The organism is Cupriavidus sp. NPDC089707 (assembly GCF_044748965.1).
In the GTDB taxonomy this organism is placed as follows: Bacteria; Pseudomonadota; Gammaproteobacteria; order Burkholderiales; family Burkholderiaceae; genus Cupriavidus.
Genome location: NZ_JBIVHB010000019.1, coordinates 1 through 25,922 on the forward strand (window position 1 = coordinate 1; position 25,922 = coordinate 25,922).

The 25,922-nt window shown below is 62.0% G+C and carries 18 protein-coding genes and 4 pseudogenes; 14 read left to right on the plus strand and 8 right to left on the minus strand.

All coding sequences use genetic code 11. The annotated features are described in order from the left end of the window. Positions 1 to 209 precede the first annotated feature (209 nt). Positions 210 to 868, plus strand: a pseudogene (locus ACIP1U_RS24435) (ISNCY family transposase); the annotation flags it as partial. A gap of 66 nt (positions 869 to 934) precedes the next feature. On the opposite strand, the gene ACIP1U_RS24440 reads toward ACIP1U_RS24435, so the two are convergent. Continuing rightward, on the minus strand, positions 935 to 2,638 hold the full coding sequence (locus ACIP1U_RS24440) for a phage integrase family protein (RefSeq protein ID WP_400320496.1): 1,704 nt from the start codon (positions 2,636 to 2,638) through the stop codon (positions 935 to 937). Positions 2,639 to 2,793: 155 nt separating this feature from the next. Between ACIP1U_RS24440 and ACIP1U_RS24445 the strand changes: the two genes are divergently transcribed. The 4 genes and pseudogenes from ACIP1U_RS24445 to ACIP1U_RS24460 form a co-directional block, all read left to right on the plus strand. Further along, a complete protein-coding gene (locus ACIP1U_RS24445) occupies positions 2,794 to 5,763 on the plus strand; it encodes a Tn3 family transposase (protein ID WP_400320499.1) in 2,970 nt (989 codons plus the stop codon). Between the two features lie 171 nt (positions 5,764 to 5,934). Next, the gene (locus ACIP1U_RS24450) at positions 5,935 to 6,345 is read left to right on the plus strand and encodes a DUF5990 family protein (RefSeq protein ID WP_209764893.1); all 411 of its coding nucleotides are present in this window, start codon (positions 5,935 to 5,937) and stop codon (positions 6,343 to 6,345) included. Continuing rightward, a complete protein-coding gene (locus tag ACIP1U_RS24455) occupies positions 6,346 to 7,293 on the plus strand; it encodes a GNAT family N-acetyltransferase (RefSeq protein ID WP_209764891.1) in 948 nt (315 codons plus the stop codon). It abuts the gene before it with no gap. A 157-nt stretch (positions 7,294 to 7,450) separates the two neighbouring features. Beyond that, positions 7,451 to 7,619: pseudogene (locus ACIP1U_RS24460) on the plus strand (integrase); the annotation flags it as partial. An 83-nt stretch (positions 7,620 to 7,702) separates the two neighbouring features. Here the strand turns inward: ACIP1U_RS24460 and ACIP1U_RS24465 are convergent. From ACIP1U_RS24465 to ACIP1U_RS24485, 5 genes are all read right to left on the minus strand, one after another. Then, a complete protein-coding gene (locus ACIP1U_RS24465) occupies positions 7,703 to 9,349 on the minus strand; it encodes a 3-(methylthio)propionyl-CoA ligase (RefSeq protein WP_400320503.1) in 1,647 nt (548 codons plus the stop codon). Positions 9,350 to 9,433: 84 nt separating this feature from the next. Further along, positions 9,434 to 10,273 carry an SDR family NAD(P)-dependent oxidoreductase gene (locus ACIP1U_RS24470; protein ID WP_240987955.1) on the minus strand — a complete coding sequence of 280 codons (840 nt, stop codon included), beginning with the start codon at positions 10,271 to 10,273 and terminating at the stop codon, positions 9,434 to 9,436. Between the two features lie 6 nt (positions 10,274 to 10,279). Next, positions 10,280 to 11,554: an MFS transporter gene (locus tag ACIP1U_RS24475; protein ID WP_400320506.1), complete on the minus strand. Its 1,275-nt coding sequence runs from the start codon at positions 11,552 to 11,554 to the stop codon at positions 10,280 to 10,282. Positions 11,555 to 11,636: 82 nt separating this feature from the next. Further along, on the minus strand, positions 11,637 to 12,692 hold the full coding sequence (locus ACIP1U_RS24480) for a 3-keto-5-aminohexanoate cleavage protein (protein WP_400320509.1): 1,056 nt from the start codon (positions 12,690 to 12,692) through the stop codon (positions 11,637 to 11,639). 39 nt (positions 12,693 to 12,731) lie between these two features. Beyond that, on the minus strand, positions 12,732 to 13,133 hold the full coding sequence (locus ACIP1U_RS24485) for a carboxymuconolactone decarboxylase family protein (protein ID WP_209764877.1): 402 nt from the start codon (positions 13,131 to 13,133) through the stop codon (positions 12,732 to 12,734). A 136-nt stretch (positions 13,134 to 13,269) separates the two neighbouring features. On the opposite strand from ACIP1U_RS24485, the gene ACIP1U_RS24490 reads away from it, so the two are divergent. Both ACIP1U_RS24490 and ACIP1U_RS24495 read left to right on the plus strand, forming a co-directional pair. Further along, complete coding sequence (locus ACIP1U_RS24490) at positions 13,270 to 14,505, plus strand: AraC family transcriptional regulator (RefSeq protein ID WP_209764875.1); 1,236 nt, start codon at positions 13,270 to 13,272, stop codon at positions 14,503 to 14,505. A gap of 391 nt (positions 14,506 to 14,896) precedes the next feature. After that, positions 14,897 to 15,289, plus strand: coding sequence for an RT0821/Lpp0805 family surface protein (locus ACIP1U_RS24495; RefSeq protein WP_209764873.1), 393 nt, complete (start codon positions 14,897 to 14,899; stop codon positions 15,287 to 15,289). Between the two features lie 122 nt (positions 15,290 to 15,411). Here ACIP1U_RS24495 and ACIP1U_RS24500 read toward each other — a convergent pair whose 3' ends face one another. Continuing rightward, positions 15,412 to 16,491: a calcium:proton antiporter gene (locus tag ACIP1U_RS24500; RefSeq protein ID WP_400320513.1), complete on the minus strand. Its 1,080-nt coding sequence runs from the start codon at positions 16,489 to 16,491 to the stop codon at positions 15,412 to 15,414. Between the two features lie 937 nt (positions 16,492 to 17,428). Between ACIP1U_RS24500 and ACIP1U_RS24505 the strand changes: the two are divergent. Next, positions 17,429 to 18,175 (plus strand): annotated as a pseudogene (locus ACIP1U_RS24505) (ISNCY family transposase); the annotation flags it as partial. Between the two features lie 320 nt (positions 18,176 to 18,495). Here ACIP1U_RS24505 and ACIP1U_RS24510 read toward each other — a convergent pair. Further along, positions 18,496 to 19,002, minus strand: coding sequence for a GNAT family N-acetyltransferase (locus ACIP1U_RS24510; protein WP_400320720.1), 507 nt, complete (start codon positions 19,000 to 19,002; stop codon positions 18,496 to 18,498). Positions 19,003 to 19,192: 190 nt separating this feature from the next. Between ACIP1U_RS24510 and ACIP1U_RS24515 the strand changes: the two are divergent. From ACIP1U_RS24515 to ACIP1U_RS24540, 6 genes and pseudogenes are all read left to right on the plus strand, one after another. After that, a pseudogene (locus ACIP1U_RS24515) lies at positions 19,193 to 19,814 on the plus strand (phospholipase D-like domain-containing protein). Between the two features lie 124 nt (positions 19,815 to 19,938). Next, positions 19,939 to 20,970, plus strand: coding sequence for a sigma-54 interaction domain-containing protein (locus ACIP1U_RS24520; RefSeq protein ID WP_400320516.1), 1,032 nt, complete (start codon positions 19,939 to 19,941; stop codon positions 20,968 to 20,970). 210 nt (positions 20,971 to 21,180) lie between these two features. Further along, on the plus strand, positions 21,181 to 22,542 hold the full coding sequence (locus ACIP1U_RS24525; protein ID WP_400320519.1) for an acyclic terpene utilization AtuA family protein: 1,362 nt from the start codon (positions 21,181 to 21,183) through the stop codon (positions 22,540 to 22,542). Positions 22,543 to 22,568: 26 nt separating this feature from the next. Continuing rightward, entirely contained in the window at positions 22,569 to 23,606 is a 1,038-nt protein-coding gene (locus ACIP1U_RS24530; protein ID WP_400320522.1) for a tripartite tricarboxylate transporter substrate-binding protein, read from the plus strand. A gap of 215 nt (positions 23,607 to 23,821) precedes the next feature. Continuing rightward, positions 23,822 to 25,348 carry a Fic family protein gene (locus ACIP1U_RS24535; protein ID WP_400320524.1) on the plus strand — a complete coding sequence of 509 codons (1,527 nt, stop codon included), beginning with the start codon at positions 23,822 to 23,824 and terminating at the stop codon, positions 25,346 to 25,348. 121 nt (positions 25,349 to 25,469) lie between these two features. Then, positions 25,470 to 25,916, plus strand: a complete 447-nt coding sequence (locus tag ACIP1U_RS24540) for a DUF305 domain-containing protein (RefSeq protein WP_400320527.1) — start codon at positions 25,470 to 25,472, stop codon at positions 25,914 to 25,916. Positions 25,917 to 25,922: the final 6 nt, after the last annotated feature.

Here is a 25,922-nt window from a genome sequence, read left to right on the forward strand (position 1 = left end):
GTGGATAACTTCGCTGGAAACCCGCTATACATCAATATGGGGCAGTGAAAACGCCCCTCGCAACAAAAACCCCGACATACCAACTGTGCGAAATGTAGCTGTAGCGGCAAAGCGGCAATGTCCGGTTTTAGCAAAGCAGAAATGTCCGCCTGAGTGCTCTATTCGTGGTATTCAGCCTGCCCGGTCGAACACGATGGAGACGCCAGAGGATGGCTAAATCCGAGGTCATTACAGTCAGCATGCAGGAATTAGACAGGCTCAAGACGGTCCAGGCCGTGATGGATGGCCAATTGCGGCCCGGCGTGGCGGCCGAACGATTGGAGATCACCGACCGGCAGTTCCGGCGATTGCTGGAACGCTATCGGCAGGAAGGACCGTCGGGGCTGGTCTCCCCCGCAAGCGCGGCCGGCCCGCCAACAACCGCCTATCGGCCGATCGCGAGGCCGCGGCGCTGGGCCTGATCCGCGAGCATTACGCCGACTTTGGCCCGACCCTGGCCGCCGAGAAGCTGCGCGAGCGTCATGGGCTGACGCTGTCTAAGGAAACGATTCGCCGGCTGATGATGGTGGCCGGCCTGTGGGTGCCACGCAAACAGCGGCCACCAAAGGTCTACCAGCCACGCAACCGCCGCGCGTGCCTCGGTGAACTGATCCAGATCGACGGCTGCGATCACCGCTGGTTCGAGGATCGCGCGCCGGCCTGCACGCTGCTGGTCTATGTCGACGACGCCACCAGCCGGATCATGGAGTTGCACTTTACCCATTCGGAGGCCACCTTCACATACTTCGCCGCAACGCGCGCCTACCTGGAGCGCCACGGCAAGCCGGTGGCGTTCTACAGCGACAAGGCAAGCGTGTTTCGGGTCAACAAGGGGTCGCTTCAGAAAACGGACAAAATTGCACGCTAAGCTTTTGGAAACCCGGCCAGAGGCTGGCTACCGTGCGGCAAAGGCCTGATCCATCTGGCGTGCTCGCTTGACCTCATCGCTTTGCAGGTAGATCGAGGTGGTGGCCACCGACGCGTGGCGAAGATTATCGCGCACGGTGGTCAGCTCCGCGCCGCGGGCCAGGGCATGGGTCGCGTGCGTGTGCCGCATCCAGTGGGGACTGGCCCGGCGCAGCTTTTCCGCGACTGCAGGGTGATCGCCGGCGATGATGTCCGCAGCCTGACCAAAGAAGCGCCGCATTACCGTCCACAGGCGGGTGCCGGTGATGCTGATTGCGCTGTCCTGCTCCAGGCTGGCGATCAGGGGCATCTTGGAATCCCAACGGGCTGGCGTTACCGGCAGGCCGCGCTGCACAAGGTGCTGATCGAGCGCCGTGCGCGCAAGCGGAGGTAGCGCCACTTTCCCCGGCCGACTGCCCTTGCCGACCAGGTGGAGCCAGCAGCCGTGGTGCTCGTCCGTGTGGATATCGCCAAGCGTCGCGCCAATCAGTTCACTGGCCCGCAGACCGGTCGCGTAGGCGAAATCGAGGATGAATCGCAAGCGTTGCGCTGCGGGCGCGTCCCAGCCGTATGACCATTCCAGGCCATCGGCAATGGTGCGCACCAGCAACCATTCGCCTTCGATAAAGCCGCGCGAGGTATCGAGTGCCGCGACTCGCGTGCGGCCGCGCACCTTGATGCCGGCAAAAGGATTGCCCAGGACGTAGCGCTGTTCGATCAGCCAGCGAAACAGGGCGCCCAGCACCGAGAGCGCGTAGGCCGTCGAGCGTGCGGACAGCCCCCGTGCGAAGGGGCGCCAGTCGGGCGCGCTGCGCGCTCGCGGAGGTCCGACCCACCGCTCGCGCGGGGTCGGCCGCCGCAGAAAGCTGCGATAGGCGATGGCGTCCTCAGTCGTGAGCGATGACAGCGCCCGACTGCGCTCGACAATTGCCCACAGCATCAGGCGCTCCGCTTCCTTCCGGTAGGCGCGCTGCGTGGTTGGCGCTTCGTGCAGTGAGAGCCAGGCCCGCACCGCTTCGTAGTCATTGGCGGCGTCGAGCGTGCAGGCCTGCTGCGGTGCCCGGAAACTCCCCCGCGAGCCGTCCACCTCGTGCGGCAGGCGCAGTCGCTCCCACGGCACCACGGCGCCCGGCGGCGTGGCGGCAATCAGGGCGCGCGCCCGTTCCGTCAACTGCGGATGGGTGTGGAAGAACGCCTCGATGTGCCGCGCGCTCGCTTGCCCAAGTCCCGGGATCGCACTCCACCAGCGGCGCCGGCGCGGCACGCGCACGGTCAGGTCCGCCAGCGTCCGGATGCCATGAGCCCGCAGCGTGCGCACGGCCCGCGGCGCCAGCCAAAGTTCGATGTCGTCAGTAACCTGTGGCTGCGGCGCTGGGAGGGCGCGCAGAACATTGATGGCGTGGCCAACAGCACTCGCGTGCGGCAGCCGTTCGTTGACCGGATGCCGCAGCAACTCGGCCAGGTCGGCGCGCTGGCGGTGCTGGGCGAAGGCGATCAGTTGCCGGCGGATTCGGCCGAGGATGCCGCGCGCCGACTGGCCGGGGGCCTTCGCGTGGGGCAGATAGCGCTCCACCGCCGCGCGGGAAGACAGGCCCGCATACCAGCCGCGCAGTGCGGCGAGCGAAGCCTCATCGGGGAAGTCGTGGGACTCCGGGATGCCGAGTGCGGGGGGCGGTGTCTGGCGTGATTTCATGGTTGCCAGTTTACGACAGAAACAGAGTTGTTGTGATAAGAAGGATTATCTGAATAGAACGCTTTAAACTGCGCATTTTTTCCCGAAACCTAGCCCCCGGAAGCCGGCGCAGCACCGACCAAGAGCGCTGATTCGGGTGGATCGAAAGCCTTGGCATGCCACGCCGTACCGTACTTTCCACCACCGAGCGGGAAAGCCTGCTCGCTTTCCCCGACAGCCAGGACGAACTGATCCGTCATTACACGTTCAACGAGTCGGATCTCGCGCTGGTCCGTCAGCGTCGTGGTGCCGCCAACCGACTGGGGTTCGCCGTCCAGCTTTGCTACATGCGCTATCCCGGCATCATGTTGGCCGCTGGCGAGGAGCCTCCTCCGCCATTGCTGGCGATGGTCGCGCAGCAACTGCGCATTGCGCCGACGCATTGGGCGGACTACGGGCGGCGTGATCAGACCCGGAGGGAACACCAGGCGGAGCTGCAGGCGGTGCTCCGGATGCGCCCGTTCACGATGACAGACTATCGCGCCGCAGTCCAATCGCTGTCGGAGCTGGCGCAGCAAACCGACAAGGGCATCATCCTGGCCACGGCATTGATCGATTACCTGCGGCAGCAGTCCCTGCTTCTGCCGGGCATGAACGTGCTCGAACGCATTTGCGCGGAGGCCATCACGCGCGCCACCCGCCGCATCTACCAGATACTGACCGAGCCGCTGACGGAATACCAGCGGCGCCAGCTGGATCATCTTCTGCAGCGCCGGCCGGACGGGCGCCTGACCTGGCTGGCCTGGCTGCGGCTGCCACCGGGCAAGGCCAGCTCCCGCCAGATGTTGCAGCACATCAATCGCCTGAAGATGTTGCGGGCTGTCGGCTTGCCAGATGGCATCGAACGGCTGGTTCATCAAAACCGGCTGCTCAAGCTCGCCCGCGAGGGCGGTCAGATGACGCCCCATGATCTCGCCAAGTTCGAAGCGCAGCGCCGGCACGCGACGCTGACCGCAATCGTGGTCGAGGCCTGCGCAACCGTCACCGACGAAATCGTCGATCTGCACGACCGCATCTTGGGGCGTCTGTTCAACCTGGCGAAGAAAAAGCACCGGGAGGAGTTTCATCTGTCCGGCAAGTCGATCAATGACAAGATCCGGCAGTACTCGAAAATCGGGCGGGCCCTGCTGGAGGCGAAGGAGCGCGGCGGCGACCCATTCGAGGCGATCGAAACGGTGATGTCCTGGCATGTTTTCACCAAGAGTGTTACCGAGGCCGAACAGCTCGCCCAGCCGGAGGCGTTCGACTTCCTCCATCTGATCGGCGACCATTTTTCGACGCTACGGCGCTATGTGCCCGAATTTCTCGAGGTCCTGAAGCTGCGCGCCGCGCCGGCGGCCAAGGACGTGCTGGCCGCCATCGACACCATCCGACAGATGAATGTCAACGATGCACGCAAAGTCCCGGCCGATGCGCCCACCTCCTTTATCAAGAAGCGCTGGGAGCCGCTGGTGCGAGCCAAGAACGGCATCGACCGTCGGTACTACGAGCTGTGCGCGCTGTCGGAGCTCAGGAATCGCCTGCGTTCCGGCGACATCTGGGTCCAGGGCTCGCGGCAATTCAAGGATTTCGACGAGTACCTGCTGCCCGCCGAAAAATTCCTCGCGCTCCAACAGAGCCGCCTGCTGCCGCTGCCGGTCGCCACCGATTGCGACCGCTACTTGAGTGAGCGACGTCGATTGCTGGAACTGAAACTGGCCACCGTTAACCGGCTAGCGACCGCGAACAAGCTGCCGGACGCGATCATTACCCAGTCCGGCCTGAAGATCTCGCCGCTCGACGCCGCCGTTCCAATGGAGGCGCAGACATTGATCGACCAGACCGCGCTCATGCTGCCCCGCGTCAAGATCACGGAACTGCTGATGGAAGTCGATGCATGGACCGGATTCACCCGCCATTTCACGCACCTGAAGACGGGCGAGCCGGCCGCCGACAAGACGCTGTTGCTCACGACAGTTCTTGCCGATGCCATCAATCTCGGGTTGACCAAGATGGCGGAATCCTGCCCGGGCACAACCTACGCCAAGCTGTCGTGGCTGCAGGCATGGCATATTCGGGACGAAACCTACTCTCAAGGCCTTGCCGATCTGGTCAATGCGCAGTCCGCCCATGGGTTCGCCGCCCATTGGGGCGACGGCACCACGTCGTCATCGGACGGCCAGCGCTTCAAGGCCGGCGGCCGAGCCGAAAGCACTGGCCACGTCAATCCAAAGTACGGCTCTGATCCCGGCCGGATGATCTACACGCACATCTCGGATCAGTACGCGCCATATCACTCGAAGCTGGTCAACGTCGGCATCCGTGACTCGACCTACGTGCTCGATGGCCTGCTGTACCATGAGTCGGATCTGCGAATCCAGGAGCACTACACGGATACAAATGGCTTTACGGACCATGTCTTCGCCCTGATGAATCTACTCGGGTTCCGGTTTGCGCCTCGGATTCGCGATCTCGCGGACACGAAACTGTACATCCCTGGCACCCCGGACGACTATCCAACCTTGGCACCGATGATCGGCAGCGCGTACAAGGAAAGACTGATCCGGTCACACTGGGATGAAATCCTGCGCCTGGCCACGTCGATCCGGCAGGGCACCGTTACCGCCTCATTGATGCTACGAAAGCTCGGCAGCTACCCGCGACAGAATGGCCTGGCGGTCGCGCTTCGCGAGGTCGGCCGCATCGAACGGACATTGTTCACTCTAGACTGGTTGCAAGATCTGCAATTGCGCCGTCGCACCCATGCGGGCCTCAACAAGGGCGAGGCCCGCAACGCTCTTGCGCGATCCGTCTTCTTCTACCGTCTCGGCGAAATTCGCGACCGCAGCTTCGAGCAGCAACGCTATCGCGCCAGCGGGTTGAACCTGGTCACGGCGGCAATTGTGCTGTGGAACACCGTCTATCTCGAACGCGCTGTGCAGGCATTGATGGGCCGCGGCATGTCAATCGATCCGGCCATGTTTTCTTATCTGTTGCCGCTCGGATGGGAACACATCAACCTGACCGGCGACTATGTGTGGCGCCAGAGCAACAAACTACAGGAAGGGAGCTTCCGGCCGCTGCGCCCACTCCCGGAGCACAGCTAGCCGAAGGAACTTCCGGTACGGTTTGCGTAGAAATCGGATGTTAGATTCGCCAGATCGGGGGTCCTAATAAGCCAGAGTCCGTTCCGGCCGGTTCTGGCACTACCGGTCGGTCCACGGGGCCCTTCAAATCGTCAATAATTCGACCTGCATTCCTTCGACACAAGGATAAGAATGAGCGAATTTCCCCGCGACATCCTGGTAACCCTGACATGCAAGACTCTACCGCCGATCGAGGAGCCGGCAAACGTCGGTATTCAGGACAAAGACCAGAATGTGCATGCCGGCACACGCAAGCGCGACGGCTCCTTCGAATTCGAGTGTGTGATTCAGGTGCGCGACAAGGGGGTCGGTAGCATCGATTTCGCCGGACCCTTCGTACACGGCAAGCCCGCGTCGCGTTTTGTGTATCTGAGCTGGAAGCGTACTGCCTCCGCCGCAGCGCCCTGGGTACAGCGGGTGAAGATACCACTTGTATTCACGGCCGCCGATCTCGGGGCTGCCACGGCGATCCGCGCGGACATTACCGATCGCCGACCGCATGCGTCCGAGCCGATTGTCTGGACGATTACGGGATGTCGCTGAATGACGACGCTGCCGGAGTTCCTGCGAACCGAAAGACTGCAGTTGCATGCGTTGTGTCCGGACGATGCGCCGGCATTGTTCGACCTGTTCCATGATCCCGACGCGATGCCGTATTGGCACACGTGCCGGCACCAGACGCTGGAAGATACCAGGTCGGCCATTGAGGCCATGTTGCGTCCGCCTCGCGCCCGTTGGTGGTCCGTGCGCACCGCCGCGAAGCAGGAGACGATAGGGTTCTTGGGTTTTCTCGGCTTTGGCACAATCCCGGGTTTCGGTTATGCGATCCATTCCCGCCATCGGTCGCAGGGATACGCGGCAGAGGCCGCTCGGGTGGCATTGGACTTCGGCTTTCAGCAATTGAATCTCGACCGTGTCGAGCTTTGGATTCATGAGGCGAACACGGCGTCCCAGAGGATGGCGGAATCGCTTGGGTTCGCTCGACGCGGCGCCTTTCGCCAGATCTACCCGCGAGAGGGACAATCGCGAGAAACGGCGGTGTATGGCGTCACGCGTGTGCAGTGGTCAAGAAGCGATACGCAGTCGGACGATCGAGCGACTTTGCCCATGGACAGCTGGCCGGTGTTTTATGGGGTTGAGCCGATACTGGGCGTGGCTGATGTCGGCACCGCCGTGCAGTTCTACCGCGAGCAATTAGGCTTTACGGTGGACTACGTGTTTGGCGACCCAGTTTCGCATGCTGGATTGTTCCGGGGCGAGTGGTCCACTCAAGGGCTGAGGCTGCAACTGACGCAGCGAGTCCTGGCGTCGGCTGCGCCTTCCGGCGCGCTATACATCACCGTCGCGCCGCGATTGGACGTACTTTATGACGAGTACCAGCGCAAGAACGTACCGATCACCGAGGCGCTTGCCGTGCAGCCCTGGGGGCGGCGCGAGTTCACGATCCGCGATCTGGATGGCAATCTCCTGCGCTTCGGCGAACCGGCGTAGCTAAGCACACGCCTGTTTGTTCGTAGGGGACCCAGCGTCGAATGAATGACCGCTTTGCGGAAGGACGACTGTCGCATGTGGGTCGGTCACCGCCCGCTGGCAAAGGCGCACGCTGGATCTTCCTCCAACCGGACGGAGATCGTCATGGAAACCCGTAATGAGCTCCCTGTCCTCCCGCGTGCATTGGAACAAAGGCAAGCTGACCGGACAAAAACCACCATTGAAGGCTTGCTGAAATCTGGGCTATTCGAACGAGGCTGCAGGTGGCAGCAAGCATCCGCGATTTGGCTCTGTTCAATCTTGCGATTGATAGCAAACTTCGAGCAGCGCGTCGGGTGATTGAGCGCGGGCACCCGGTCATCGAGGTGGCAGCCCGACTCGGAAATCAGCATGGAGTTGTATCGCTGGATCAATGAGCGCCGCCTAACAAGTGATCACCGAACTGCTCTCGCAGGCGGTTTTTCAGGATCTTTCCAGTCGCGCCCAAAGGGACGGCATCGACGAAGACCACGTCGTCCGGGATCCACCACTTTGCAACCTTGCCCTCGTAGAACATACGCATCTGCTCACCCGTCAAATCCGCCTCCGGCTTTCGAACAACGATGAGCAAGGGACGCTCATCCCACTTGGCATGCTTCGCGCCAATGCACGCCGCTTGCGACACCGCTGGATGCGCCATTGCGATGTTTTCGAGTTCAATGGAACCGATCCATTCACCTCCCGACTTGATTACGTCCTTGCTTCTGTCGGTGATCTGCATGAATCCATCTGCATCGATGGTGGCGACATCTCCCGTCGGGAACCAGCCATGCGCTCCGCCGTCGATCCTCAGCGGGTTCCCGTCTTCACTTCTAAAGTAGTTTCGTACCACCCACGGGCCGCGCACCAGCAGCTCGCCTGAGGTCTGGCCGTTCCATGGCAGTTCCGCCCCGTCCTGGTCAACGATCTTCATGTCTACACCAAACACGGCACGCCCCTGCTTGCATTGCACTGCATGGCGGTCGATGGCGGACATTGTCGAGTGCCTGGACTTCAACGTGCCAACCGTACCAAGCGGGCTCAGCTCCGTCATCCCCCATGCATGCAGCACTTGAACGCCGTGGTCCTCCTGGAACGTGCGCAGCATGCTTGGCGAGCAAGCCGCACCTCCAATCACGGTGCGCTTCATGTTCGAGAACGCAAGTCCATTCTGCTCGACGTAGCCTAGCAGGCCTTGCCAGACCGTCGGAACTCCGGCGGAGAGGGTGACTTGTTCAGCCTCAAACAATTCGTAAAGGGATTTACCGTCCAGAGCAGGACCAGGAAACACCAATTTGGCGCCCACCATGCAAGCGATATACGGTATGCCCCAGGCATTCACATGGAACATCGGCACCACGGGCAGAATCGTGTCGCGCGACGAGCAATTCAGCGCATCGGGAAGCGCCGCTGCAAAAGTATGCAGAAGTGTCGAGCGATGACTGTACAGAACGCCTTTCGGGTTGCCGGTTGTTCCCGACGTGTAGCAAAGGGTGCTGGCACTATCCTCGTCCAGGTTCGGCCATTCGTAGTCCGGCGAGCTATCCTCGAGCAGATCCTCATAGCACAGCAGGTTCGCAATGCCGCAATCCTCCGGCATGTGCGCCCGGTCCGTCATGGCCACAAAGGCCTTGACCGTCGTGCAGCGCGCGGCGATTGCCTGGACCAGCGGCAGGAAGGTCAGATCGAAGAAGATGTATTTGTCTTCGGCGTGATCGGCAATGTATACGACCTGGTCCTCGTGCAAGCGAGGGTTGATGGTGTGCATCACCGCGCCCATGCCAGAAACACCGTAGTACAACTCCATATGTCGATAGCCGTTCCATGCCAGCGTGCCCACTCGGTCGGAAGGCTTGACGTCGAGGTTGGCGAGAGCATTGGCCAACTGGCGCGCACGACGGTGACAGTCGCGGAAGGTATAGCGGTGCAGATCGCCCTCCACCCGCCGCGACACGATCTCCGTATCGCCGTGGTGACGATCGGCGTGGACGATCAGTGAGGAAATCAACATCTGCTTGTGCATCATCAAACCGTTCATAGCTCAACAAACCTGTATGCGTGGATATTGGAGGCACGCCGGTGGCATTCTCTTGCCACCGGCTCCGGCATCTGGTGCGCTTCGTCAGATCACGACGCCACCATTAGGGCTGACCACCTGGCCTACCAGGTAATGGTCGCCGGCCAGATAGGTCACCGTCGATGCGTATTCCTGCATCGTGCCAAGGCGTCCGGCGGGGACCATCTGCCAGAACTGGTTGCGCTTCTCCTCACCAGCTCGTTCGAAATACTCCGTGAAGTCCGGAGTTGCCACACCACCTGGCGCCATGGCATTGACAAATATATTGGCGCCGGCCACTTCGGCGGCGACCGACTTGGTGAAGGCGATGACAGCGCCTTTGGTGGCACCGTAATGCGGGCTATGCGCGCTCATCGCCGAGAGGCCGGCGATCGAAGCAATGTTGATGATCTTGCCGTCACGCTGCGCCTCCATCAGTCTGAGCGCTGCGCGAGTGCAATAGAACAGGCCGTGCACATTGACATCCCAGTAGCGATGCCATTCCTCGTCGCTCATGGTGCTTGTGAATCCCAGCGACTGGCGCGGCACCGGCGAAGTGATATAGGCGTAGTGCTTGTTGCGACGCTCGGTGTCAACCGGCCGGTTGGGCACCAGCGCAGCGTTATTCACCAGGATGTGCAATGTGCCGAATCGCTCGACGATGGCGCCGAACATGCTGTCGACCTCCACAGGCGATGACACGTCGCAGCGCAGCGACAGACATTGCGCACCGGCAGCTTCCACTGCCGCGTGCGTCTGCTCGAGTGCAGGCAAGTCGATATCACAGATCACGAGGTGGGCGCCTGCCGTGGCGAGGTCAAGCGCGATAGCGCCGCCCATCCCCCGACCGGCGCCGGTAACCAGGGCCACACGGCCTGCAAGAGGTTGTCTTTGGTGTTGCATCATGATTCCTTACTTCGTCGTTTGCAGGAATGGCAAGTTGACAGCCGGCTGCTTGCACGACACGCGCGCAGCCAGTGCGAAGAACAGTGCCGAAGAGATGGCCAGCGCGTCAGTGGTCAGCAGCACCCGTGTCAGCGGCACCGTCACGCCGTTGGCGATGAGGTAGTCTGTTGCAGCACCAACGACCACGGTGCCAGTCGCAAGCGCGAAGACATTGATGCACAGCATCGTGAAGCCGGAGATCGTCGAACGCATATTCTGCGGAGTCATGCTTGCGATGGCCGCATTGGCCGGCCCATAAATTGCCAGCGGCAGGAAGAACGCAACGCACATGCCGATATAGAACAGGGCGGAGCCTGCTGGGGCGAGACGACAGGCGATAACGAACGGCGCGCTGACGACGACTAGCAGCGCGATAAAGCTTGCGTGTCCGCCACGGAACCTGTGCGCCACGCGGTCACTGAGCACGCCACCCGCCACCGCGCCGAGTGTGCCGAATACCAGTTGCAGCGCACCGATGCGGGTGGCGATGCCGTTGGCGTCCATGCCGCGCTCATTCACCAACCACAGTTGCATGAAGGAGAGGCTGGCGAACGCGACGTGAGTCAGCACGAAGCCAACGATGGTGAAGCGAAGTGCACGGTGCTCCCAGATCAGCTGGAGGACGGCCCGGACCTGTTGCATGGCGGGGGCCCCACGTTCCTGAGGCGCGACCTGGCCGCGATCTTCCTTGAGCCATGCCAGCGGTACGGCGATGGCGACGCCAATCATGCCCAGAATGTAAAAGGTGTCGCGCCAGCCGTGGGTGGCACCAAGCGTGCCGGCCAGCAGGAAGCTGCAACCGATACCGAGAGGAATGCCCATGAAGAACAGGCCCATCGCCGTGCCACGCCGCTTCTCCGGGAAAAGCTCGGCAAGCAGGCTCACCGCGGCTGGCACGAGCGCCGCTTCGCCGCTAGCAACGAAGAAGCGTGCAATGGCCATTTGCTCGAAGCTCTGTGCATGCCCGGAAGCCCAGGTGCAGCCGCTCCAGATCAGCACGCCGGCCGCGATGATCCGCGTACGGCTGAAGCGATCCGCAAGCGTTCCCATGATCATCGCCATGCCACCGAAGCTCAGCACCCACACCGCGCCGACCAGGAAGCCATATTGCGCGTTGTTGATCGCCAGGTCCTTGATGATCTGGGGCGAGAATCCCAGCAACATGTTGCGATCGATGTGCGCAAGCAGGTGGATGGTCAACAGGGTCGCCAGAACGGCTGAAGGGCTTTTCTTCCACAGCATTGGATGTCTCCACTTCTAGGAACTGTCGTCACAGGCGGACGGCATGCGGGACGCTGCCGCGCGCCGTCCGGGGACACACGTGTCAGGCCGCCTTGCGCAAGGGCACACCGCGCTGCGCCGGCGCACGGTTGGGGACCATGCCCAAGGCGTTCAGCGTCTCTTCCGCGGATTTCCACTGGGTACCGATTTGGTAGATGCGGCGCGCATCCTCTCCGGTAGCAATGTCGCGGTTCAGTTCGCGGGCAATGCGTACCATTTGCTCGATCTGCTGGACCGAGGTCGCGCGCTTGCCGTCAGGGCCGAACAGCGTGTCTTCGATGCCGACACGCACATGCAGGCCAAGCGCGATTGCCATCGTGTTCATCGGCACCACATTGCGGTTCAGGGTTTCGATGGTGAGGACAGCGCTATCCGGGGTACGACGCGCGAACTCGAGCATGTCGGCCGGATGCAACCCGGCCGCACCGCCACCGATCGCCACGTAGTTCAGATTCAGTGGTCCGGTGTAGAGGCCCTTGCGGATCAGGCGCTCGAGTGTTTCCAGTTGCGTCACGTTGCCTAGCATGAACTGCGGTTGAATGCCGTTTTCGACCAGCCGCTTGAGGTGCTCGACATGCCATGAGGGGTTGGACGGCGAGATCATGTCGCGATAGGCCGCCTGCAGCGCGGGATTCAGGAGCGAGGTGCCGGCGATGTCCGCTTCGGTCATCAACTCCATCACATTCATCTGGCTGGTATTGATTGCCACCGTCACCTGGTCTGGACGGGGGTCCAGTTCAGCCAACATATGACGCGTGTCGTCATTCAGCCACTTGGCGGCTTGGCCCTCATCTTCGGGTGCGAATGAAATCGAACCACCGACCTGCAATACCATCTTGGGAACGGCCTCGCGCAGGAGAGCGAGCAATTCATTGAATTTCGACAGCCGCTTGCTGCCCTTGCCGTCCACCTCGCGCACATGGACGTGCAGCACGGTGGCGCCGGCGTTGTAGCAGTCCACAGCCTTCTGGACCTGCTCGTCCATCGTGACCGGGATATCGTCCGAGTCGCCGGGGATCCATTGCGGACCGTACGGCGCCACCTGGATTACGAGTTTTTCCTGGTTCTCGGGCAACAGGGAGTCGTCTAGGAATTGCATGGTCAAGTACCTTGAATGAGTGATTGGGAGAAAGGTTGATCAGGCAGCGGCGCGCTCGGCTTCGGGCTTTTGTTGCGCCATGGCGGCCAGCTCTTCCAGGAGAATCGGCGCGCCCAGGCTGCTGGAGTGAATGCCCAGCACACTGACGGCCTGCAGAACGGCGGCGATCTCTTCCCGCGTGGCCCCGAGCTCAAGCGCCTTGCGGATGTGGCGGCGCGTGCCCGGCGCGTACATGTGGGTGCATGACGCGTCCACCGCGATAGCGAGGAACTCGAGCACCTTTGGCTCCAGTACGCCCGACGTCATCGTGTGTGCGCCCATGGCCATGAATTTTTCGGTCCAGACGGGATCCACTTCCGCGATCGGATCCCATGCCGCGTTCCAGTTGCCCGTCTTGCGCAATTGGTCGCAAATGGGGGTAGCCACGGCCTTGTCGCTCATCGTTTGCCTCCTGACAGTTTTGAACTGGCGCCGCGTCATGGCGCCTTGGGTCCAAGTATCGGAGACCGCCGATGGGTTGATTTGACATACCGGGCGTTTTTATTTACATATCGGGCAACGTGGGAGAAACGCAAAAATGGCTTACCTCGTTCGCAGCACTGCCCTGACCGACTACCTGAAGGTGGCGAGGTCCGTCGGTATTGATCCGTACCGCTTCCTCAGGGACAACAGGATCGATCCGTCCGCACTGGCCTCGGATGTCATGATTCCGGCCGAGGCGGTGGCGCGCCTGCTGGAGGAATCGGCCGAGGCTGCGGGAATCGCGGACTTCGGCCTGCGCATGGCGCAGAGCCGCGAGCTGTCCAACCTTGGGCCCCTCGCCTTTGTGATGCAGGAGCAGCCCACGCTGCGCAAGGCACTCGACTCCGTCGCCCGTTATCTCCGGTTGCAGAACGAAGCGCTTCACATGCGGATCGAGGAGAGCGAGGGCATCGTTCTCATCCGGGAGGATGTACTGGATGGCTTTGCCGGCACCGTGCGACAGGCGATGCAGTTGGTGCTGGGGGTGCTGCATCGGACGCTGACAACCATTCTTGGTGCCACCTGGCGGCCAAGAGCCATCTGCTTTACGCATGCGGCTCCCTCAAGCGTTGCCATGTACGAGAGGGTGTTCGGCGCCTCGGTTCTGTTCAAGCAGGATTTCGATGGCCTGGTTTGCCGGGCGTCCGATCTGGAGGTCGCGATCCCGGCTTACGACCCGGTAATGGCACAGCAGGTACGCCGGCACCTCGATACGCTGCTGGCGCAGTCCAATGCGTCCATGTCCGAGCAGGTACGAAAGCTCGTCATCACGCTGCTTCCTTCCGGCACCTGCTCCCTGGATCGCGTAGCGCAGCATCTGGGCGTCTCTCGCAGGACCGTATCCAGCCGCCTCGCGCAACACGGCGAAAGCTATCTGTCGATAGTCGACGACGTTCGGGAGGAAATGATCAAGGGATACCTGTCCAGTACCAATCGGCCCGTGTCGGAAGTCGCGACGTTGGCGGGGTTCTCATCCTTGAGCGCTTTCTCACGCTGGTTCGGGCGCCGGTTCGGATGCAGTGTGTCCCGGTGGCGCAGCAAAAGCCGCCACTTGATGGTTTCCGGTAATACGGGCACCGAGCCGTCATCCGCGGTGCAGGGCACTGCGACAGGCGAACACTCTGTCGGCATGCCTGTCGCCTTGTCCGCCTCGGATCTTCCTGCCGATCCCGACGTATTGGGCGCCATTGCACTTGAACAAAACCGGCTGGCATGTGCCTTGTGGGAGGAACTGGAGAGTTTAAGGCGACGGGTCGCACAGGCCCCCGGACTTCCCGGCCCAGCGCCTTGATCCGCACGCGCTCCTATCCTCAACTCCGATCTCAACAGGTCGAGACCCTAAGCCACATCGTGAGGCGTTCCGCGAGCGTTGTACGCAACGAGGCACTTTGCGGTGGATCCCACACCGCACACCGATCCATTCCACACATTCGAGTGTGTTCCATTTGGTTGACAAGCGCAGAGCGCAGTACTTTCGGGATTACATGGCCTATGCTGACATTGGCAAAGCCCTACCCAAACGTTTTCGGATCGCTGATGGGAACTCACATAAGGATGCAGTGACTCGTCAAATCCACGGCGGCAGGGGCACTCCGAATCGGCGCGAAAAATTTCGACCGAGTCGTGTTCCCCGTTGGGCAACTCCCTATGCGTTCACAGGACTGTTGGCAAAGGATTTAGATATGGCCACGAGAAATTTGCTGGCAGCGCTTGCTCTGTGCGCAACCCTGGGCGGTATGGCCACATCCGTGGATGCCTACTTTGACCATCCCCTGAGTGGAACCGTGATCGGAAGCATGAACAAGACCGAGAAGGACGAACTCCTGCAGGCCGTCAACAAGGTACTGGATGACGGGGCAGACCGCACGGCCGTCCCATGGAACTACCCTGCAACCGGCTCGCGCAAGGAGATCAAGGGGAAACTTACGCCCCTTAAATCAACGACCGATCAGGGACAGTCCTGCCGCCAACTGAACGTCCGGTTGCAGCGCGCCCAAAAGAGCGGGAACTGGACCGGCTGGTTCTGCAAGCAAAGCGACGGTCGTTGGCTCTCACGCAAAGTACCGGGCAACTAAGTACCATGCCGCATTCGCGCGGGAGGATATTGGATATGGGCATTCCCGCCGCCGCCAAAGGCGTAGCCCGCGCGTCTTCCTGAATCGTCCAATCACGCGTTTTGCCAGGCCACGGACATGCCTTAGGGTGCGAAGGCCAGAAAAAGATAAGCTGCCAGCACGATCATGTGCACAATACCTTGAAGGATATTGGTCCGACCCATGCCCAGAGTGAGCGTGCTGACCACTATCGTCAGTGCCAGCAGCACGGTTTCCTTCGGCTCAAGCCCGAGTGCCAGCGGGCGATCGATTGCAGCCGATACTGCCGCGACACTGGGTATGGTGAGACCAATGCAGGCCAGAACCGAGCCCAGCGCCAGATTCAGGCTGGTCTGCAGACGATTGGCCATGGCCGAGCGCAAGGCAGCCAACCCTTCCGGCAAGAGCACCAGCGCAGCGATCACGATGCCGACCGTAGCCTCCGGCGCACCCATCAGTTCCACCCCAGCCTCCACGGCTGGCGACAACTGCTTGGCCAGTCCCACCACTGCCACGAGGCAAACAACCAGCATCAGGGCACTGATCAGTGCAACAGCCGAAGTCGGCGGCGGCGCGTGCTCGCTTTCATCCGAACTGCCCTCGATCAGGAAGTAATCCCTGTGACGTATTGTCTGCACGAAAATGAAGCTGCAGTACAAGACCAGTGAGCTCACGCCGGCGAATGCCAGTTGCGAGCGGGAAAACTCGGGTCCCGGAGTGGCGGTGGTGTAATTCGGAAGCACCATGGTCAGCACGGCAAGTGCTGTCAGCACCGCCAGGGCAACGTTTGCGCCCGGTGCCTGGAAGACCTGCTCGCGATGTCGCAGCGCGCCCATGAACAGGCACAGGCCCACAATGCCATTGCACACCAGCATGACCGCGGCGAATACCGTGTCGCGTGCCAGTGCGGCCTTCTCAGGTCCGGCCGACACCATCATTGAAACGATCAACGCTACCTCGATGACGGTAATCGATACGGCAAGCACCAGCGTGCCGAACGGCTCGCCCACCTTGTGGGCAACCATCTCTGCGTGGTGAACTGCCGCGAATACGGAGCCGGCCAGGGCAAGCGCGGCCAACCACTGCAGCCATTCCTGAGCAGAGAGCATTCCCGCGATCAGGATAATCCAACCGGCCAGCGGAGCCAAAATTGTCCAGGTCGTTAGCTTGTTGGAGGATGACAAGGAGATCCCCAAATTTTATCGTGTTAAATGCCTGTTATCTCGCGGCGCGGACTTACCGGCATCGCCATGGACATGCGAGTTGAGCGAGGCGTTTACATGTCCTGCCAGAAGCAGTTCGCGATAGCGGCTTTCAGTGTAGTGTAGGCCCGCGAATAGCGCGAGGCTTCCAGCGCCGGTGACCTCCGCCGGGGATTCTGTAGCCAATCAGGCCCGTGAGTCGGTTGTCGCGATATTGTCGAAATCCAGCAAAGCTCGACGGACTGTGGCAGAGGGTTGATTGCGATGGGCAAAGAAAAGGATGGAATCGAAAGCAAGTCGGCGTGGCGTGGATAGACTGACGGCAAAGGCCTGATGTCGTATGGCAGCGGCCATGACGACCAGATGCGTATGCAGCGCTGAGACATCGCCAGCGCGAAATCGGCGTGCCGACCAGCGGCAAGCACATCATTGGGAGCGACTGCCCGGCTCACCAGCGAGTTGACGATCCTGGTACCGACCTGTCCAGAGCCATGAAAAGGGATCCGGCCTTGAGAAGGCCAGCCGGGCTTCGACGGACCCCCAAACTGCCGGCTTCGAGCGTGACACAACCCTTCCAGCAGAGATTGTCTTGCCATCTCGTAGTAGTGGGCCTTTTGCAACGGCGAGGTTGCCGCCCATCAGCCAGTCTGCGTGGGCATACCGAGGCAATGCAGCTCTGAACTGAAACGCCATGAAACAGCGCATGAAGGGCCCGCAGCGGTCCTCGCATTCTGCGTCAGAACGCCGCTTATCGGCACGACTCGGCCCTTCGTCGAATGGCTCTGTTGGGTCGGCAACGGCCATGTTGTGATCTGCCGCGTGTCGGGATTACCTCCGCGCCAGTCCAACTGAGCACTACAGCGGCCGCGCCCCTGCTTGGTCTTAGCGTGCAATATTTTCCGTTTTCTGAAGCGACCCCAACAAACAAGGGGCAACCAGCGGCGACGGCCACACCCAGTTTTCCCGGGCCTTGTTCGAGTTGAACATTGAGGGCATTTGCGCCAACAGCAGCCAAGCCAAGGGCCGCGTCGAACGGACCCACCTGACGTTGCAGGATCGCCTGGTCAAGGAACTGCGCCTGCGCGGCATCAGCACCATGGAGGCCGCCAACGCCTTCATGTCGGAATTCATTGCGGATTACAACGCGCGCTTTGCCAAGGTACCGCGCAACAGCCATGATGCCCATCGACCACTGCGATCGGATGAAAACCTGGACCTAGTCTTTACCTGGCGCGAGCCGCGGTGTGTGTCCAAGAGCCTGACGATTCAGTACGACAAGATGCTCTACCTGCTGGCCGATACGCCAGAGCATCGGAAGCTTGCTGGGCGCTATATCGACGTCTATCACTATCCGGACGGTAGGATTGAGCCAAGGGCGAATGGCGCTGCCCTGCCCTACACCATCTATGACCGACTGTCAGAAATCGATCAAGGCGCCATCGTCGATAACAAGCGGCTCGGAGCTGTGCTGCAGATGGCGCAATATGTCCAGGAGAAACGCGACAACACGCGATCGCTCTCTTTGCCTGCCACGGAAGGCGTTGTTCGCAAGCGTGGACGACCACCAGGCAAGAAGTCGCAGCGCTCGCTGGATCAGAACGATATGTTGGAAGCGCTAAAACGCTTACAGCGGCAACCGTGGCCGCTTAACGGAACCGAGAACTGATTTCTGTTTGCGCCTGAGAATTCACTCCGCCCTGCTGGCATGACAGCTTCACCCTGAGTTGGACTCAATCGTGTCAGGCCAGCACCACCGCCCGACCGGAACCCTAAAAACAGAACAAACAAAGCTGAAATGACACCGGAAAAACGGACATTTCAGCTTTGCTGGCGCCCGGACATTTCAACTTTGCCTGGACAGTAGGTGTTGGCGCCAGATTCTAATGTCCGTTTATAGCCAAATTCAAATGTCCGAGTTGGTCCGGGTAACCTGTACGGCTTTGAGCCAGCCGGATCATGCCGCCCACTGGGTGCCGCTTGCCTCCGTTACTCCGTGGCTTCGAACGCCTGGTGGTAGCGCACGTCGCCGGCCGGCATTTCCCCGCCGAAGGCTACGGCCTGAAAGTATTCTTGTGGAACGCCAGGCAGCACCAGGCCGGCATGCGCCCTGAATCCAAAGCGGCCGTAGTACTCAGGGTTGCCGAGCACCACGCAGCCTGCGCCGCCAAGGCGCTGCAGTTCAGCCAGGGCCGCCTTCATCAGTTTCGTGCCAATACCTTGCCCTTGCCGTTCAGGCCACACGGAGATCGGTCCCAGGCCATACCATCCCGTTGCTCCGGACGAAATCGTCACCGGCGAGATGGCAACATGGCCGACGATCGCGTCGCCGTCCGCTGCCACGAGCGACACAATCAGTTGCCCATCGCGGCGCAGTGCATTGACAACGAAGTGCTCGGTATGGCTTGAGTGCGGCTCGCCGCGGAACGCGGCTTCCGTCAGCCGTGCGATGGCGTCGACGTCGGCGACCTGCTCATTGCGGATGTGGATGCCCATGTCAATCTTTTCCCCGTTGTCTTGATCGATCAAATGCCGCGAGCTTCGCACGGGCCTGGCTTTGATACTGCCAATCCAGGGAACTATGCTGTGATAGTCGCCGGCTTGACGGTGCAATTCCTGGACCAGACATCATGGTGCTTGCGTGATTTACCGCCACGTCCTTCCAGGAGCGCGTAGAAAGGGCCGAATGCTCGCATTGCTTGCCGTCATTCTAGTGGCCGCCCTCGGCGGCATTGTTGCGTACAACCTGATTGGCGGCGAAAAGCGTATCGAGCGCCGTCTCGACCGGCTCTACAGCCTGGCCGATCCGCAATTTGTCCGCGAACTGGGCGTATTGCTCGGGCCTCCTGTTGTCGATGGCAACCGCTTTCGCGTGCTCAGGAATGGCGACGAGATCTTTCCGGCGATGCTGGGCGCGATCCGCTGCGCGAAGCAAACGATCAATTTCGAGTCGTACATCTATTGGTCCGGCGATATCGGCAACGAGTTCGCGCCGGCGCTGGGGCAATCTGCTGAAGGCTGGCGCCGTGATCGCCGAATACGCGCCTACGATGTACCACTGCAAGGTGCTGATCGTTGATGGCCTGCTGGTGTCGGTCGGTTCCACCAATTTCGACAACCGGTCATTCCGTCTCAATGACGAGGCCACGCTGAATATCCTCGACGCCGGATTTGCTGCGGAACAGACCCGGATCTTCGAGGAAGACTTGAAACTATCGCATCCGATGACGTACGAGCAATGGGCCGGCCGTCCCTGGACCGAAAAGCTGCGCGACCGGGCGGCATCACTGATCGGCTCCCAGCTCTGACGCGGGTTATGATGCGGGCCAAACCAGGCCCACCCCAGGCCCACCCAAGGCCCACCCAAGGCCTGCCCCATGATCGGGCCAGACCGCGCCACCCATGCGCGTCCTGCCTCGCCTTCCGCCAGCAATGAACGCCCCACTGCAACTCGTCGGAAACCATCCATCGATCGTCGCCTTGCGCGACCTCATTGCCCGCGTGGCCAGCAGCCAGGCCCGCACGGTCTTGCTGTACGGCGAGACTGGCACCGGCAAGAGCCTGGTGGCTCGCATGCTGCACCAGCAATCGAGCCGCGCCGGAGCGGAATTCATCGACATCAACTGCGCGGCAATCCCGGCGCAATTGCTCGAATCCGAGCTGTTCGGCCACGAACGCGGCGCTTTTACGGGTGCGGTCGGCAAGAAGGAAGGGTTGATCGAGGCCGGCAATGGCGGCACCGTGTTCCTGGACGAGGTACGCGAACTGGATCTGGTCATGCAGTCCAAGCTGCTGACGCTGCTCGATACTCGCCGTTTCCGCCGGGTCGGCGCGGTCAAGCCGATCAGCGTGGATGTGCGCTTTATCGCCGCCACCAACAAGATCCTGCTCAGCGAGGTCAACGCCGGCAAGTTCCGCGAGGACCTGTATTACCGGCTGCAGGTCATCGCCATCAATATCCCGCCCTTGCGCGAGCGCGGCGACGACATCCTGCTGCTCGCGCATGGCGCGCTGCAGCGCTACAACCGACAGTACGGCAGCCGGATGGAGCGGCTCGACCCGGAAGTCGAGCGGATCTTCCGCGCGTATCGCTGGCCGGGCAATGTGCGCGAACTGGAAAACCTGCTGGAACGCATCTGCCTGCTCGAGCAAGGCGATAGCGTCCTGCCGGCGCATCTGCCGGCGCGAATCTTGCGCGCGACCGGGAGGGCCGACACCCCTGGGACGACCACCGCGCCTTTGGCCGATGCCGCGCCGGTTGCCGGCGCAGCATCGCCGGCGGCAAGCGCGGCGCTGGCGGATGGCCTGGATTACCACGCTGCCACGGCGCAATTCCAGATGGCGCTGCTTGGGCAGACCCTGGCGGCATGCCACGGCAATCTGGCCGAGGCGGCTCGCCGGCTTGGCCTGAGCCGCCACGCCCTCCGGCACCAGATGATCAAGCTCGGCCTGGCCGCAGACTGATCTGGCGTGCATTTCACGCAGCCGCGTGGAATGCACGCGCCTCATGCGGCTGCGCGCGCGCCCTTCACGCAGACCCCCCTCCCCCTCGATTCGCAGGCCATTGATTTCAAAGAAGAAAATCTGACACCTTCGGCTGGCACGGCTTCTGCTCAGTAAGTGTTATGTGACTCGCTTAATCAGATAAAGCGACACCTAACCGGAGAACCTTGCATGCAGTCGCTGAAGATCATTTGCCCCAACGGCCATCTCGGCTTTGCACCGCTGCGCACCGGCAGCTTCGAGATCGGCGTGGCCGCCCGGCCCGACTACATCGCGGCCGATTCGGGCAGCGATGACGTGGGCCCGGTGCCGCTCGGCTCGGATACCTCGACCAGCCCCGAGGCATGGCAGCGCCACGACCTGGAGCACATGCTGCTGGCCTCGCGGCGCCTGGGCGTGCCGATGATCATCGGCTCGGCGGGCGACACAGGCACCAACAGCCGGGTCGACCTTTACGTCAATATCATCCGCGAGCTGGCGCAACGGCACGGGCTCAAGCGCTTTCGCATCGGCTACTTCTACTCAGAGGTTCCCACCTCGCTGGTCCGTGAAAAGCTCGCCGCCAACGAGACCATCCGCGGCCTCGACGGCTTTGCCGACCTGACGCTGTCCGAACTGGACAGCACCGACCGCATCGTCGCCATGGCGGGCGTGCATCCCTATCTCGAACTGCTGCGCCAGGGGGCGGACGTGATCATCGGTGGCCGCAGTTCCGACGCCGCCGTATTCGCCGCGCCGGCACTGCACCACGGCTTTGCGGCAGACCATGCCTACTACCTGGGCAAGGTACTGGAATGCGCGTCCTTCTGCGCAGAGCCGTATGGCGGCAAGGAGACCGTGATGGGCGAGATCACCCGCGACGACGTCCGCGTCACCGCGATGCATCCGGACCAGCGCTGCACCATTGCGTCGGTGGCCGGCCATGCCATGTATGAACGCTCCAACCCCTTCGAGGAATTCGTTGCGGGCGGCAGGCTCGACATGCGCCATTGCCACTACGAGCAGCTCGATCCGCGCACGACCCGCATTACCGGTTCGCGCTTCGAGCCCGACCAGCTCGTGCGCGTCAAGCTCGAAGGCGCCGGCAAGGTCGGCGAGCGGTATGTGGGGCTTTGCGGTATCCGCGACCCGTACACGATCGCCAATGTGGACCGCGTGATCGCCTGGGCCCGCGACCAGGTGCGCGCGCGTTTCGGCGATATGGGCTACGAGCTGCACTACAACGTCTACGGGCGCGACGGCGTGATGGGCGAGCTGGAACCGCTGCGCGACCGTCCTGGCCATGAGTTGTGCGTCATGGTGCAGGGCGTGGCGCCCACGCGCGAGATGGCTGAGGAAGTGGCGATGATCGGCCTGCGCCAGATGTTCTATGCGCGCCTGCCGGACGTCAAAGGCACGGCAGGCTCGGTGTCGTTCCCGCTGGACGAGGTGCTGCGCGCCAGCCCCGCCTATCGCTGGACGCTGAACCACACGATGGCGGTGCACGATCCGCTGGCGCTGTTCCCCACCCATGTTGTCGAGGCCGGCGTCTGACGCGCCAAACTTCCAGGATATCCATCATGACTACCGCCAATCCGACCGCCTCCCCTGCGCTCGCCTCCCATGCGCCCGCGCAGAAGCTGCACGAACTTGCCAAGACCATCCGGAGCAAGAACGCCGGGGTCAACAAGATCACGTTCGACATCATCTTCCGCGAGGCCGCGCAGTATGAGCGCGTCAAACGGTCCCGGGTGCTAAACCGCGAAAGCATGGCTGCGCTGTTCGGCGTGCCGGTGGCGCGGATCAAGCGGCTCGGGAACACCGTGATCGTCGAGAACCGGCCCGGCGTGGCCGGCGTGCTGGGCGCGGATTACGTCGCCAAGTCGCCACGCGACGGATCGGTGCTGCTGCTGACGTCGTCGACCTTCCTGACCGCGGCGGCCACGCAGGCGCGCTCGCCCTATGATCCGCTGACCGCGTTCGCGCCGGTTGCGCTGGTTGCCGACGGGCCGCTGCTGCTGGCGGTGTCGTCCACCCTCGCGGCGTCGAAGTCGATCCGCACGGCCGCGGAACTGATCGCTGCCGCGCGCGCGAAGCCGGGCGCCATCACCTATGGCTCGGCGGGCGTCGGCTCGCTGGGCCAGCTTGCGACCGAGCTGCTGTGCGACGCCTCAAGGGTGCAGATGATGCACGTGCCATACAAGGGCGCGGCCAATGCGCTGATCGACCTCGCCGCTGGGCAGATCGATGTGATGATGTCGAACTACAGTTCGATTGCTACGCAGATCAAATCCGGCAAGGTCAAACCGCTGGCCGTGACGTCGGCCACGCCGAACCCCGCTTTCCCGGAGTTGCCAACGCTGGCGGCGTCGGTGCCCGGCTATGGCATCGAGATCTGGGTCGGCGTGCTGGCGCCGGCCGGGACGCCGGCGGCGCTGGTGCAGCGGCTGAATCGGGAAATCGCCGAGATCGCTGCCTCGCCTGAGGTGCGCGTGGTGCTGGAACCGGATGGCTCGCGTCCGCTGGCTGTCACTTCCGCTGAGTTTGGCGCGCGGATGAAGCACGATCTCGCGCAATGGAAGCGGATCGCCGCGGACCGCAAGATCATTGCGGAATAGACGTCATGCGTGCCCTGCCCGTTGCATGCGAACTGGTAATCGGCTTCACTATGGGTAGGTGTTTGGGTAAGCCGCATAGGTGATCTGGCAATTTGGCTGCGCAGCGGAAATATGCAATATGGTAATTCATAACGACTGACATAGACGAAGTGGTAATCGACGTATAAACTCTGGTAATCCACCATGCATCCATTACTTCACTCCGCAGTCCGTTTATGGCTTACGCTCCACTCGGCTACAGCGCCCTGATTGCCAAGTTCAAGCTGCGCGTTCCGCCCCTGCATTCGATATCGGAACTGTCGGACAAGACAGGAGTGCTAAGCACGCATACCGGCGCCGACGGCAGCGTGAAAACTGTCTATCCCAGAAATCGCTACCGCGGCGACGATACGACGCTCGACCACCTCACTTTTGCGCTGCGCAAGGAACCACTGAACCTGACGGTGCTGGCCGCGCTGTTCGAGCATCGGGAGGCGGTTGACGAGGTACGGCAGTGGCTGGCGGCTTCGCCCGGCTCGCGGTATGCGCGGCTCAGCGGCTTCTATGCGAAGTGGCTTGCCGGCGCGGAGTTCGACTACAAGCTGCCTGCGGGAACCGCCCGCGTTGCGGCGCTCGACGAAGCGGACTACGTGACGGGCGAAAGCCAGCTCGACGCCCAGTTCGGCATCCTGAACAACCACCTCGGCCCGGCGGCATTCTGCCCATTGGTGCGTCGCACTGAGCGCCTTGAGGCATTCATCGGCGCCGACCTCCCGGGCAAGATCGCCGCCGCGATCAACCGGCTCGAGCCGGAAGTGCTGGCGCGCGCGGTGGACTATCTATACCTCGCCGAAACCCGTTCGACGTACTCGATCGAGAAGGAGTTGCCAGACAACCAGCGTGTCGCCAGGTTCAGGCGCCTGCTGGAATTTGCCGGTGCCGCCGTGCCGCTCGACGAGGCGCAGTTCTGCGAATGGCAAAACGAGATCATTTCATCGATCCGGGCGGAGTACGCCTATCGCGACCGCCAGAACTGGCTCTCGCGCGGCGGACGGCTGCGCAACATTGCCGACTACATCCCCCCGCCCCCGCAGCAGATCGAGCCGATGATGGAAGGCCTGGCCCAGCTTGCCGGCCTGATCAAGACGAAAGCGGCACACCCCTTGGTCATCGCGGCATGCGTTGCATTCGGCTTTGTCTATATTCACCCGTTCTATGACGGCAACGGGCGCCTCCACCGCTTCCTGATCCACCATCTGTTGCGCCAGGCCGGCGTGACGCCGGAGGGCGTCGTGTTGCCGGTATCGGCCAGCATGCTGAAGAACCTGCCGGTCTACGCGGGCCTGTTGAAGGACTATTCCGCGCCCCGCACGGGGCTGCTGAACTATGCGCTGGACGCGGACAGCGATACGATCCTCATCAAGTCGCCGCAGCCCTATTGGCTCTATGCATCGTTCGATGCGACGGCGCTTTGCGAGTTTGTCTTCGAATGCATCCAGCAATGCGTCGAGGAAGACCTTGCAATGGAGATCCGCTACCTGAAGGCGTTCGATGCCAGCGTGGCCCGGATCGAAGGATGGCTGGACCTGCGCCAGGCGCGCCTCACCAACCTGATCGACCTGGTCGTGCAGAACCACGGCGAACTCTCAAACCGCAAGCGCGCGAAATTCACCGAGTTGTCCGATGAAGAGATTGCGCGGATCGAGGAGGTGGTGCGGGACGAATTCGCCGACTACTTCGAGGCCACGGCGAAGGCGGCCTGACGCCGGCTGAGGTGATGTCTCGAAGACTGTGAAAAAAAAGTCCGGCAGCGTGGAATAAAGCCGGCTCCAGGTGTGTTTACTGCGACGTAGCCCGCGCAACGACAACCTGGAGAACGCCAACATGAAGCCCCCTCTGCCCGCTTTCATGCTCGCCGCCATTGCGGCGGCGGCCGCATCGATCTGCCTGGCAGGTGGCGTGCCGGCGGTGTCGCATGATCATGGCCATCCACCACTGGCGCGGCAAACCGGACCCTTTGTCGCAAGCACCGCGAAGCCCTTCGCACAACGCATGGACGACGCCATGGCCGTCATGGATGCAGGCATGCGCGCCGCCGCCATGAACGGCGACCCTGACCACGACTTCGTCGCGATGATGATCCCGCATCACCAGGGCGCCATCGACATGGCCAAGGCGTTGCTGCTCGACACCAGGGATCCCGAACTGCGCAACCTGGCGCAGGGAATCATCACCGACCAGCAGAACGAGATCCGCCTGATGCAAGCCTGGCTCGCCCGCCATCCGAAAGCCGCGCCGAGCCGCAATCCGGCACCTGCCGATTCTCACTAAAGGAAC

Coding starts and splice junctions, on each gene's coding strand:
- ACIP1U_RS24440 (WP_400320496.1), bottom strand. CDS start 2,638: ATGAAATCACGCCAGACACCGCCCCCCGCACTCGGCATCCCGGAGTCC.
- ACIP1U_RS24445 (WP_400320499.1), top strand. CDS start 2,794: ATGCCACGCCGTACCGTACTTTCCACCACCGAGCGGGAAAGCCTGCTC.
- ACIP1U_RS24450 (WP_209764893.1), top strand. CDS start 5,935: ATGAGCGAATTTCCCCGCGACATCCTGGTAACCCTGACATGCAAGACT.
- ACIP1U_RS24455 (WP_209764891.1), top strand. CDS start 6,346: ATGACGACGCTGCCGGAGTTCCTGCGAACCGAAAGACTGCAGTTGCAT.
- ACIP1U_RS24465 (WP_400320503.1), bottom strand. CDS start 9,349: ATGAACGGTTTGATGATGCACAAGCAGATGTTGATTTCCTCACTGATC.
- ACIP1U_RS24470 (WP_240987955.1), bottom strand. CDS start 10,273: ATGATGCAACACCAAAGACAACCTCTTGCAGGCCGTGTGGCCCTGGTT.
- ACIP1U_RS24475 (WP_400320506.1), bottom strand. CDS start 11,554: ATGCTGTGGAAGAAAAGCCCTTCAGCCGTTCTGGCGACCCTGTTGACC.
- ACIP1U_RS24480 (WP_400320509.1), bottom strand. CDS start 12,692: ATGCAATTCCTAGACGACTCCCTGTTGCCCGAGAACCAGGAAAAACTC.
- ACIP1U_RS24485 (WP_209764877.1), bottom strand. CDS start 13,133: ATGAGCGACAAGGCCGTGGCTACCCCCATTTGCGACCAATTGCGCAAG.
- ACIP1U_RS24490 (WP_209764875.1), top strand. CDS start 13,270: ATGGCTTACCTCGTTCGCAGCACTGCCCTGACCGACTACCTGAAGGTG.
- ACIP1U_RS24495 (WP_209764873.1), top strand. CDS start 14,897: ATGGCCACGAGAAATTTGCTGGCAGCGCTTGCTCTGTGCGCAACCCTG.
- ACIP1U_RS24510 (WP_400320720.1), bottom strand. CDS start 19,002: ATGGGCATCCACATCCGCAATGAGCAGGTCGCCGACGTCGACGCCATC.
- ACIP1U_RS24520 (WP_400320516.1), top strand. CDS start 19,939: ATGAACGCCCCACTGCAACTCGTCGGAAACCATCCATCGATCGTCGCC.
- ACIP1U_RS24525 (WP_400320519.1), top strand. CDS start 21,181: ATGCAGTCGCTGAAGATCATTTGCCCCAACGGCCATCTCGGCTTTGCA.
- ACIP1U_RS24530 (WP_400320522.1), top strand. CDS start 22,569: ATGACTACCGCCAATCCGACCGCCTCCCCTGCGCTCGCCTCCCATGCG.
- ACIP1U_RS24535 (WP_400320524.1), top strand. CDS start 23,822: ATGGCTTACGCTCCACTCGGCTACAGCGCCCTGATTGCCAAGTTCAAG.
- ACIP1U_RS24540 (WP_400320527.1), top strand. CDS start 25,470: ATGAAGCCCCCTCTGCCCGCTTTCATGCTCGCCGCCATTGCGGCGGCG.